The sequence below is a fragment of the Campylobacter coli LMG 9860 genome (assembly GCF_000254135.1).
In the GTDB taxonomy this organism is placed as follows: Bacteria; Campylobacterota; Campylobacteria; order Campylobacterales; family Campylobacteraceae; genus Campylobacter_D; species Campylobacter_D coli.
In genome coordinates, this window is sequence record NZ_AINS01000003.1 from 72,873 (window position 1) to 83,779 (window position 10,907).

The window sequence follows — 10,907 nt, forward strand, 5'->3', positions numbered from 1 at the left end:
AATTTGATTATAATCGTAGTACTAAAACAAAATCTAGGTTTAAAAAAGGAAAAAGATGACTCAAGAAGAACTTGACGCCTTGATGAATGGTGATGTAAATTTTGATGAGGATGCAGAGTCTAACATTAAAAGCGAAACAGAGTCTCACAATATAGAATCTGAAGAAGGATTAATGCTAGAAGATGTAAAGGTGTCTGATTATAAACCAGATCCTAGTGTTGTATGGCCACCACCACCACCAAATCAAGAACATAAGGTAGTTCATCAACTTGATGATGTTACTAAAGACAGTGAGTTAAAAGCTACTGAGATGATGGATAAGCTAGAAAGTATCAATAATTTCTTTGCAGATTCTGAAAATTTGTTTAGTGAGATTGATAAAGTATTAGCTAAAAATATTGAAATATTTTCAAAACTAAATGAGAAATTTCCAAATGTTGTCAGTTTTAATGAAGCTTTGCAGTTAAATTCAAAAGTGAAAAAAACAAGTCAAGAAATTATTGATAAGTTGCAATGTGGACAAGATGAAGTAATGATGGCAATGGATGCTATGCAATATCAAGATATTCACCGTCAAAAAATAGAGCGCGTTATCAATGTAATGCGTGCCTTGAGTCGCTATATGAGTTCTTTGTTTGAAGGTAGGATTGATGATAAGAAACGAGTGAGTTCTGCAGTTCATATTGAAGGTGATTCTACTACTGATATTGTAAGCAATGATGATATAGAAGCGCTTATAGCAAGTTTGGGTCAAAAATGATTATTCCAGAGATTGTAGCTCCTGCGGGAAATTTTGCAAAATTAAAAATCGCTTTAGCTTATGGAGCTGATGCAGTTTACGCAGGGGTAAATAATTTTTCTTTGCGCTCTCGCACTGCTAGAGAATTTAATTATGAGAGTTTTGAAGAAGCTATTGAGTATACCCACCAAAGAGGCAAAAAGGTTTATGTTACTTTAAATGGTTTTCACTTGGGTGGACAAATAGAATCTTTAAAAAAACATATTTTAAAGCTTAAAGAGATGAAACCCGATGCTTTTATAGTAGCTTCAGTGGGTGCAATGGCTTTGGTTCGAGAGTTAGCTCCTGAAATAGCCTTGCATGTATCTACTCAAGCTAATGTTTTAAACTATCTTGACGCAAGAGTTTATAAAAATATGGGTGCAAAACGAGTAGTTATCGCAAGAGAGTTGGGTCTTAAAGATGCTAAAAGTTTAAAAGAAAATTGCGATATTGAGCTAGAAGCTTTTGTGCATGGATCGATGTGTTTTGCTTACTCGGGTCGCTGTTTGATCAGCTCGGTTCAAAGCGGAAGAATGAGTAATCGTGGCTCTTGTGCTAATGATTGTAGATTTAATTACGAACTTTATGCAAAAAATCCTGAAAATGGAGTACTTTTTCGTTTAGAAGAAGATGAAAATGGTACCCATGTATTTAACTCTAAAGACTTAAATTTATGCTCTTACATAGAAAAAATTATGAAAGAAGATTGCATAAGCGCATTTAAAATAGAGGGCCGTACTAAAAGTGAGTATTATGTTGCACTTACAACTAGAACTTACAAAATGGCCATACAAGATGTTTTAGAAGGTAAATTTGAGGCAAGTAAGTATGAAAAAGAAATTGCTACGCTTAAAAATCGCGGTTTTACAGACGGTTATCTTGTCTCACGCCCTTTAGAAAAAGCAGATACACAAAATCACGATACGAGCATAGAAGAGGGTACTCATCAAGTACATGCTATCGTTGAGGATGGAGAGTATTTTAAATGCAAGGGCAAGGTTGTTTTAAACAAAGCTTATGAAATTTTAATGCCTTTAGGTGATGAAATTGAGACTTGTGATAATAAATTGGGTAAGATTTATAAAAAAGAAGATAAATATTTTGTAGAATTTAAAAAACTTATTTCTAAAAACAATAAAGAATTCAACGAAATTCATAGCGGAAACGAAAACGAAATCAAAATGCCAAATAAAATCAGCAGTTTTAGTTTTTTAAGAAAGGAAATTGGATGAAATTTGTATCAATTATGATGGGAAGCAAGAGTGATTATGAAATCATGAGCGAATGTGCCAAAACGCTTGAAAAATTTGGTGTAAAATATGAACTCATTATCAGTTCTGCTCACCGTAGTCCAAAGCGAACTAAGGAATATATTAAAGAAGCAGAAGAAAAAGGAGCTAAAGTTTTTATCGCAGCTGCTGGGATGGCAGCGCATTTAGCAGGAGCAGTTGCAGCTTATACAACCAAACCTGTTTTGGGAGTACCTATGCCTGGAAGTGCTTTAGCGAGTATGGATTCTTTATTTTCAACCGTGCAAATGCCAGGTGGAATTCCTGTGGGAACTTTAGCAGTTGGCAAAGCAGGAGCTAAAAATGCAGCTTATTTAGCTATGCAAATTCTTGCTCTTAATGATGAAACTTTAGCAAAAGCTTTAAAGCAAGATAGAAAAAATCAAGAAGAAAACTTAATCAGTGATTCTAAGAGTGTAGAAGTTTTATTGTAAAAAAGGATGAAAATGCAAACTTATTTAGAGCTCCAAGAATTTTGTAAACTTGTGCATTTAAATGAAGATGTTGTAAAGGGAATGATGGCAAATGGTGCTTTAAATTTCAAAGAAGAAGAGGGAAAAATTTATATCGAAGCAAACCAAGGAACTTTTAGCGTTGTTCCAAGTGCTTCTAACTCAAAGCCTGCTATGGTAAATTCTATGACTTTGGCAGGAGAAAGCTTTGTAGAAAAGACTATAGGAACAATTTTAAATTTGCATGAGAAGGTTTTAGATGCAAAGGATGAAACTCTTGATGCTTTAAAAAATGAAAATAAATTTTTAAAAGATGCACTTTATTCAATGCAAGAGCTTTATGATGAAGATAGAAAAACTATTGAAACTTTAAATCATGAATTAAAACACGCCCGAGAAGAAATAGAATTTTTAAAACGTAAATATAAGCTTATGTGGAGTAAGACGGCTGAAATTTTTGGGGCAAGAACTGAGCCTGATTTGGAAATGAAAAAAGATGAAAATTCTAGTACAGCAAATGAAAAATTAAATGAAAATAAAGAAGGTTAAAATGACTTTTTCTCAGATGATATTAAATTTACAAGAGTTTTGGCAAAAACAAGGTTGTGCAATCATGCAGCCTTACGATATGCCAGCAGGAGCTGGAACTTTCCATCCAGCAACTTTTTTAAGAAGTCTAGGTAAAAAACCTTGGGCTACAGCTTATGTGGCTCCTTCTCGTCGTCCAACAGATGGAAGATATGGAGAAAATCCTAATCGTCTTGGGGCTTATTATCAATTTCAAGTCCTAATGAAGCCAAGTCCTGATAATATTCAAGAGCTTTATTTAAAAAGCCTTGAAAATTTAGGTTTTGATCTTAAAAGCCATGATGTGCGTTTTGTTGAAGACAATTGGGAGAGTCCAAGTCTTGGCGCTTGGGGTCTTGGTTGGGAAGTTTGGCTTGATGGTATGGAAGTAACTCAATTTACCTATTTTCAACAAGTTGGTGGAATCGCAGTAGATTTGGTAAGTGCTGAAATCACTTATGGGCTTGAAAGAATTGCTATGTATCTCCAAAATGTAGATAATGTTTATGATATTGTTTGGAGCGAATTTAATGGGGAAAAAATTAAATACGCAGATGTGCATAAGCGCAGCGAGTATGAATTTAGTAAATATAATTTTGAAATCAGCAATGTAGATTTTTTAAATCAGCAATTTGAAGATACTTATAAAGAATGTAAAAGTATTTTAGAACAGGGATTGGCTTTGCCTGCTTATGATTATTGTATGCTTGCAGCTCATACTTTTAACTTGCTTGATGCAAGGGGTGCTATTTCTGTTGCACAAAGACAAGATTATATGCTAAAAATTCGCGAGCTTTCGAAAACTTGTGCTGAAATTTATAAGAAAAATTTAGATGAAACTGATTGAAATTTATAATTTTTTAGACAAGCTAAGCCCTTTTGAAACTCAAGAAATTTGGGATAATAGCGGTCTTTTACTTGGGAATTTTAACGATGAAATTCATAATGTTTATCTAAGCCTTGATATAGATGAGCAGTTGATCCAAAATGCAGAAGAAAATTCCTTATTTATCACGCATCATCCTTTAATTTTTAAAGGCTTGAAGGATTTGGCAAATTCAGCCTATCCTAGAGCTTTTGTTAAGGAAATGCTTAGAAAAAATCTTTCTTTAATTTCTATGCATACTAATTTTGATATTAGCCATTTAAATACTTATTTTATAGAAGAAATTTTGGGATTTGAAATTTCTTCTAAAAATAAATTTTTAGCTTATATAGATGTAGATATGAGTTTTGAAGAGCTTTGTATTATGGTTAAAAAGCGTTTAAATTTAGAAATTCTAAGAACAAGTTTTTGTGGAAAAGAATATTTGAAACGCTTAGCTGTTTGCACAGGGAGTGGGGGAGATTTGTTAAATGAAGTTAAGGCAGATTGCTATTTAAGTGGCGATTTTAAATACCATCAAGCCTTAGAAGCCATAAGCAATCATCTAAATTTGATTGATTTAGGACATTTTGAGAGCGAACGCTATTTTGCTCAATGTTTAGCAAAACACTTGAAAAATTTGCCGCTAAAAGTTATAATAACAGTTTCAAAAAATCCATTTCAATATTTTTAAGGAAAATAAATGAATAAATATCTCGAACAATTAGTGCTTTTATCAAAAATAGATCAAGAAATTGACAGCTTTGAACCGAAGATGGAAAGTATTAGCAAGACTTTAAAAGATGCTGAAAATAAGATTGCTAAATTTAATGTTGAATTAAATAATTTAGAAAATGAAATTCAAGATGTAGAAAATCAAAAAGTTCAAAATAATGCTCATATTTCAGAGTTTTCAGCTAAAATCAAAGAGCTTTCTAAAAAGAGTGGAGCTGTTAAGACAGAAAAAGAAGCAAATGCTTTAAAAATCGAAGAAGATATCGCTAAAGAGCAGCTTGATGCGGCTAATGATGAGATTGTTCGTTTGGATAAAATTTTAGAAAATAAAGAGCTTTTCAAAAAAGAACTTTTGGAAGAAAGAGCAAAAGAGGAGCAAAATTTAGATGAAATAAGAGTAAGCATTAGTTCTCAAATGGATGGCTTGGAGAAAGAAAGAATGAATGTTTATACTAAAAAGACTAAATTAGTTGCAGAGATGAATCAAAAAGTTTTAAGCTTTTATGAAAAGATTAGAAAATGGGCTAAAAATACAGCCGTAGTTCCCGTTAAAAAACAGGCTTGTTATGGCTGCTTTATGAAAATTTATGATAAAACTTATTTATCAGTGATTAAGGGTGAAGAGATTATAACTTGTCCTCATTGTGGAAGAATTTTATATAAAGAGCAAGAAGATCAAAATTGATTTTTCTTTATTATATTTTAGTGTGGATAGCTTTTTTACTCTGCGCTATCCCACTTTTTTTACTTTCTTTATTTAAGCCAAAATATAAATATAGCTTAAAGGCTAGATTTTTTCTCTTTCGTAATATATCTCAAAAAAGATCGGATGTGCATTTTCATGTTTGCTCATATGGAGAAGCAAGAAGTGTCAAAGAGCTTGTTTTAAGATTTGATTCAAGAATTACGACTATTACACAGACGGGTTATGATTATGCTAAAGAAATTTGCAATAAGGTAAATTATCTTGCTTTTGAAAATTGGATTCCATTTTGGCTCAAACCTAGCAAGGTATTAGTGATTTTTGAAGCCGAGTATTGGTTAATGCTCGTTTTTATAGCAAAGCTTCAAAAAAGTAAGGTTATTTTGCTAAATGCTAGAATTTCAGATAATTCATATGCAAGCTATAAAAAATTTAGATTTTTTTATAAGAAAATTTTTTGTTATATAGATGAAGTTTTTGCACAAAGTGAGGTGGATAAAATAAGATTAGAAGATTTGGGTGCTAAAAATGTTAAAATTTTTTCAAATATTAAATCCAAATTGCAAATATTTCCTACACAAAAATACCTTAAACCTAAGCAAAAATTGATTATTTTTGCAAGCACTCATAAGGGTGAAGAAGAACTTTTACTCAAGCATTATAAAATGGATAAACAAGAGAAATTAATCATCGCTCCAAGGCATCCTGAGCGTTTTTTAGAAGTGGAACAATTATTGCACGATAAAGGTTTAAAATTTGATAAATTTAGTTTATTGCAAAATGAAGATAAAAAATTTAATCAAGATATTTTATTATTAGATTGTTTGGGTGAGCTTGTAAATTTTTACGCCATTTCAGATGTAGTTGTACTGGGAGGTTCTTTTTTTGAGGGGATAGGAGGACATAATCCCATAGAGGTGGCTCATTTTAATAATGTATTGATAAGTGGGATTTATATACATAATCAAAAAAGTTTATTTCAAGAAGTGGATAATGTCTATTTTTGTGAAGACTTAAAAGAACTTGATGGTATAATTCATAATTACAATTTAAAAGCAAAAATAGCACAAAATAATGATTTATCAACCATAATACAAGCTATACAGGAAGGTATTGATGCAAGAAAAAGCATATAAACTTTTAGCTTTGCAAGAAAATATTTCAAACCGCGAAGCAAAAGATTTGATAGATAAGGGTTGCGTTTTTTCTCATGGTAAAAAGGTAGTTGTAGCAAGAGCTTTGATGAGTGATAAGACGAAATTTAGCATTGTAAAAACTAGCAAGCCTAAAGTAATTTTTGAAGATGAAAATATCATAGCCATAAATAAACCCTATGCTTATATCAGTGAAGAACTTGAAAAAAAATTCAATGCAAAGTTACTTAACCGTCTTGATAAAGAAACTAGTGGTGTTATACTGCTTTGTAAAAATGAAGATTTTCGAAAAATATGCATTGAAGAGTTTAAAAAACAAAGAGTTTATAAAAGCTATATAGCTGTTTTGGATGGAATTTTAGCAGAAGAAATTGAGATTGATGAGCCTATATTAACCATAAAAACTAAGAATGGAGCTTTGAGCAAAATTTCTAAAGAGGGTTTAAGCGCGGTCAGTATTTTTACTCCTATTATGATGCAAGCTAAAAAAACTTTGGCTAAAATTATCATTAAAACAGGCAGAACCCATCAAATAAGAGTGCATGCTAAATTTATCAAGCATGGAATTATAGGAGATGAAAAATATGCTAAAATTTCAAGTGATAGGATGTATTTGCATAGTCATGAAATTCGAATTTTAAATTATCAATTTAAGGCAGAATTAGATTCTAGCTTTTCAAAGCTTGGTTTTGAGATAAAAAATTTAGATTTTTAAAGCCATTTAAGAAAAGATTTTGTATAATACTCAACTTAAAATTTAAAAATAATAGAAAGGTAATAAAGTGTTTGAATTAGTCAGCGAATCTTTTAAATCAGCGATTAATAAACTTCGTTTTGTTGATGATGAAAAAGCGCTTAAAAATGCTTTAGATACCTTAAAAAAAGCCTTACTAAAAGCAGATGTACACCATAAAGTGGTTAAAGATTTGCTTTTGCTTATTGAAGAAGATGTTAAAAAAAATGGCATAGGACAAAAGCAATTTTTAGAAGCTATTAAAACCAATTTAGAAAATATTTTGAATGCTGATGGAAAAAATCAAGGTTTTGTTTTTGCTACTAAGCCTCCAACTGTTGTTTTAATGGTGGGTCTACAAGGTGGAGGTAAAACCACAAGTACGGTTAAGCTTGCCAACTATCTAAAACTTCGCAATAAAAAAGTTTTAATAGCTGCTTGTGATTTACAGCGTTTGGCTGCAGTAGAGCAACTTAAACAGCTTTGTGAAGCTAATGAGTTAGATCTTTTTTATATCGAAAATGAAAAAGATCCGATTAAAGTGGCACAACAAGCTTTAGAAAAAGCAAAAAATTCTATGGCAGATGTATTGCTAGTCGATACTGCAGGAAGATTGGCTATTGATGAGGCTTTAATGAATGAATTAAAAGCGGTAAAAAATGTTTTAAATCCAGATGAAATTTTCTATGTCGCTGATGCTATGAGTGGACAAGATGGTGTTAAAACAGCCTCAAGTTTCAATGAGCTTTTGGGTATTACAGGAGTTATTTTATCTAAATTTGATGCAGATACCAAAGGGGGTATAGCTTTAGGTATTACGAAGCAAATTGGAATCCCTTTAAGATTTGTAGGCGTGGGTGAAAAGATAGCGGATTTAGAAATTTTTATTCCTGAAAGAATAGTTAATCGTATAATGGGTGAAGGCGATTTGGCAACTTTAGCTGAAAAAACTGCGGCCATTATCGATGAAAAAGAGGCTAAGAAATTAAATCAAAAAATCAAAAAAGGCGAGTTTAATTTCAATGATTTTTTAACTCAAATGGAAAGTGTTAAAAAATTGGGTAGTATGAAGTCTATTATAGGAATGATACCTGGACTTTCTAATGTTGCTTCAAGTGTAAAAGATCTTGATTTGGATAATTCTAAAGAAATTATACATATTAAAGCCATGATTTCATCTATGACGCCAAAAGAAAGAGAAAATCCAGATTTACTTAATAATGCTAGAAAGCGTCGTATAGCAGAAGGCGCTGGATTGTCTCAAGTTGAAGTTAATCGCTTTTTAAAACAATTTGCAAATGCTGCTAAACTTGCTAAGAGATTTTCAGGAAAAAAGGGTATGGATAGTTTAATGCAAATGATGAATCAAGCTAGAAGACAATTTTAGATTTTTTATCTATAAATACTTTTAATAGTATCTATAGTTAAAAAATTTTTATTTTTAAGGAGTGTATATGACAGTAATTAGACTTACAAGAATGGGAAGAACTAAAAGACCATTTTATCGTATAGTAGTAACAGATAGTAGAAAACGTCGTGATGGCGGATGGATAGAAAGCATTGGATATTATAATCCTATGGTTGAGCCTGAAGTGGTAAAATTTGACTCTGAGCGTCTAGCTTATTGGAAAAGCGTTGGTGCAAAACTTAGTGATAAAGTAGCTTCTATTACTAGTAAATAAATTTCATGGTAGAAAATTTTTTAAGAGAATACGCTAAACTCATAGCAGATTATCCGGATAAAATTGCAACAGAAAAAATAAAGCTTGATGAAAATTTTGCTGAAATCATACTTTATGCTGATAAAATTGATACCGGTAAGCTTATCGGCAAAAATGGAAAAATGATCAATGCAATAAAAACAGTTGTCTCAGCTTGTAAAAGCAAAGATTCAATGAGTTATCGTGTAACGGTTAAAGCACTTGAGTGAAAGAAATTTTATTCAAGTTGCCAAACTTGGAAAAACTGTTGGACTTAAAGGGTATTTAAAACTTTACAACCTAAGTGACTTTATCCAGCAATTTAAAAAAGGAGCTTCTTTTTTCACTGAAAATGGCAAAAGTCAGTTGAAAATTAAACACTACAATTTAGCTAACTCTTCTGTTTTGTTTGAAGGTTATGAGAATGTTGAAGCTGCAAAACAGCTTATTAATCTAATTCTTTATCAAAGTATTGAAGCTACAAGACAAACTTGCATATTGAAAAAGGATGAATTTTTTTATTTTGATATTTTAAAATGCGAAGTATTCGATGATGAGCGAAGGTTGGGGAAAGTGGTGGATATTCTTGAAGTAGGAGATTCTTATTTATTTGAAATTCAAAGCGATCAAGAGTTAATTGATAAAGCTTATGCTAAAACTTTTTTTATTCCCTATATTGATAAATATGTCAATAAAATTGATATAGAAAAATATTCTATTTTTTGCACCAAAGATGCTTTTTTAATCTTAGAAAATTCATGAAGTTTAGTTTTGTTTCTTTATTTCCCAATTTGCTTGAATTTTATTTTAAAGATTCTATTCTTGCCCGAGCAATTCAAAAAGAGCTTTTTCAACTCGACTTTTTAAACCCAAGAGATTTTACAGATAATATTTATCATAAAGTAGATGATTATAAAATTGGCGGTGGAGCTGGTTTGTTAATGCAAATTAAACCTCTTTATAACACTTTAAAATTTATCAAAGATAGTGAAAAAGATCCTTATTTTATTTTTCTAAATCCAAGTGGAAAAACTTTCAATCAAAAAGATGCAAAAAGATTAAGCAAGAAAGAAAATATTGTTTTTGTTTGTGGGAGATATGAAGGCATTGATGAAAGAGTAATAGAAATTTTTGCTAATGAAGTGTTTAGCATAGGAGATTTTATTTTAACGGGCGGAGAACTTCCAGCGCTTACTCTTTGTGATGCTATTGCAAGAAATATCAATGGAGTTTTGGGTAATGCTTGCAGCCTGGAAGAGGAAAGTTTCGAAAATGATTTATTAGAAGCTCCTTCATTTGCAAAACCTTTTATTTTTGAACAAAATTTTAAGAAATTTTATACTCCTTCAGAGTTTTTAAAGGGTAATCACGCTAAAATTGCGACTTTAAAAACTACTTTAGCGTCTTGCAAAACGAAATTTTTTCGTCCAGATTTATTTTTAGAGCATGAACGCAAAAAATAAGGAATTTTTTATGAAAAATAAATACATAGAACAATTTGAAGCAAAACAAATTGAGGGAAAAAATGTTCCAGAATTTCGTGCTGGCGATACTTTAAGACTTGCAATTCGCATCAAAGAGGGCGATAAAACTAGAATTCAAAATTTTGAAGGAATTTGTATAGCTAGAAGAGGTAATGGTGTAGATGAAACCTTTATCGTTCGCAAAATGGGTGCTAATAATGTTGGCGTAGAAAGAATTTTTCCAATTTATAGCGAAAGTTTAGAGAGTATTACTGTTGTAAGAAAAGGTCGTGTTCGTCGTGCTAGATTGTTCTATCTTAGAGATAGACGCGGTAAAGCAGCACGTATTAAAGAACTTAAAAAATAATCTGCAAAATTATTATTTTGCAGATTTAGCATCTTTCTGTTTTTTAAATAAATATATTTTAACTAATTTATAAAATTTATTATTTAGTTATTATTGTT

General features: G+C 31.1%; 15 protein-coding genes. All 15 read left to right on the plus strand.

Features of this window, described 5'->3' with window-relative positions; translation table 11 throughout:
• Positions 1-55: 55 nt before the first annotated feature.
• The 15 genes from CCO88_RS00750 (at position 56) to rplS (ending at position 10,809) form a co-directional block, all read left to right on the plus strand.
• Complete coding sequence (locus tag CCO88_RS00750) at positions 56-760, plus strand: chemotaxis protein (protein WP_002776477.1); 705 nt, start codon at positions 56-58, stop codon at positions 758-760.
• Entirely contained in the window at positions 757-2,013 is a 1,257-nt protein-coding gene (locus CCO88_RS00755) for a peptidase U32 family protein (protein ID WP_002784219.1), read from the plus strand. The genes CCO88_RS00750 and CCO88_RS00755 overlap by 4 nt, the downstream gene beginning before the upstream one ends.
• A complete protein-coding gene (gene purE / locus CCO88_RS00760; RefSeq protein ID WP_002784218.1) occupies positions 2,010-2,504 on the plus strand; it encodes a 5-(carboxyamino)imidazole ribonucleotide mutase in 495 nt (164 codons plus the stop codon). Before CCO88_RS00755 ends, purE begins: the two co-directional genes overlap by 4 nt.
• Positions 2,505-2,516: 12 nt before the next feature.
• Entirely contained in the window at positions 2,517-3,071 is a 555-nt protein-coding gene (locus CCO88_RS00765; RefSeq protein WP_002776483.1) for a DUF3972 domain-containing protein, read from the plus strand.
• Between the two features lies 1 nt (position 3,072).
• Positions 3,073-3,936, plus strand: coding sequence for a glycine--tRNA ligase subunit alpha (gene glyQ / locus CCO88_RS00770; RefSeq protein ID WP_002781572.1), 864 nt, complete (start codon positions 3,073-3,075; stop codon positions 3,934-3,936).
• Positions 3,923-4,648, plus strand: coding sequence for a Nif3-like dinuclear metal center hexameric protein (locus CCO88_RS00775; RefSeq protein WP_002839023.1), 726 nt, complete (start codon positions 3,923-3,925; stop codon positions 4,646-4,648). The genes glyQ and CCO88_RS00775 overlap by 14 nt, the downstream gene beginning before the upstream one ends.
• A gap of 9 nt (positions 4,649-4,657) precedes the next feature.
• On the plus strand, positions 4,658-5,374 hold the full coding sequence (locus tag CCO88_RS00780; protein WP_002776489.1) for a zinc ribbon domain-containing protein: 717 nt from the start codon (positions 4,658-4,660) through the stop codon (positions 5,372-5,374).
• Positions 5,371-6,528: a lipid IV(A) 3-deoxy-D-manno-octulosonic acid transferase gene (gene waaA / locus CCO88_RS00785; protein WP_002781567.1), complete on the plus strand. Its 1,158-nt coding sequence runs from the start codon at positions 5,371-5,373 to the stop codon at positions 6,526-6,528. Before CCO88_RS00780 ends, waaA begins: the two co-directional genes overlap by 4 nt.
• Complete coding sequence (locus CCO88_RS00790) at positions 6,509-7,261, plus strand: RluA family pseudouridine synthase (protein WP_002781565.1); 753 nt, start codon at positions 6,509-6,511, stop codon at positions 7,259-7,261. Before waaA ends, CCO88_RS00790 begins: the two co-directional genes overlap by 20 nt.
• 67 nt (positions 7,262-7,328) lie before the next feature.
• Positions 7,329-8,666 carry a signal recognition particle protein gene (gene ffh, locus CCO88_RS00795; protein ID WP_002785945.1) on the plus strand — a complete coding sequence of 446 codons (1,338 nt, stop codon included), beginning with the start codon at positions 7,329-7,331 and terminating at the stop codon, positions 8,664-8,666.
• A gap of 67 nt (positions 8,667-8,733) precedes the next feature.
• Complete coding sequence (gene rpsP / locus CCO88_RS00800) at positions 8,734-8,961, plus strand: 30S ribosomal protein S16 (protein WP_002776499.1); 228 nt, start codon at positions 8,734-8,736, stop codon at positions 8,959-8,961.
• 5 nt (positions 8,962-8,966) lie between these two features.
• Complete coding sequence (locus CCO88_RS00805; RefSeq protein WP_002776501.1) at positions 8,967-9,209, plus strand: KH domain-containing protein; 243 nt, start codon at positions 8,967-8,969, stop codon at positions 9,207-9,209.
• The gene (rimM, locus tag CCO88_RS00810) at positions 9,202-9,741 is read left to right on the plus strand and encodes a ribosome maturation factor RimM (protein ID WP_002781561.1); all 540 of its coding nucleotides are present in this window, start codon (positions 9,202-9,204) and stop codon (positions 9,739-9,741) included. The genes CCO88_RS00805 and rimM overlap by 8 nt, the downstream gene beginning before the upstream one ends.
• A complete protein-coding gene (gene trmD / locus CCO88_RS00815; RefSeq protein ID WP_002781559.1) occupies positions 9,738-10,442 on the plus strand; it encodes a tRNA (guanosine(37)-N1)-methyltransferase TrmD in 705 nt (234 codons plus the stop codon). The genes rimM and trmD overlap by 4 nt, the downstream gene beginning before the upstream one ends.
• Before the next feature lie 10 nt (positions 10,443-10,452).
• Positions 10,453-10,809, plus strand: coding sequence for a 50S ribosomal protein L19 (gene rplS, locus CCO88_RS00820; RefSeq protein WP_002776507.1), 357 nt, complete (start codon positions 10,453-10,455; stop codon positions 10,807-10,809).
• Positions 10,810-10,907: the final 98 nt, after the last annotated feature.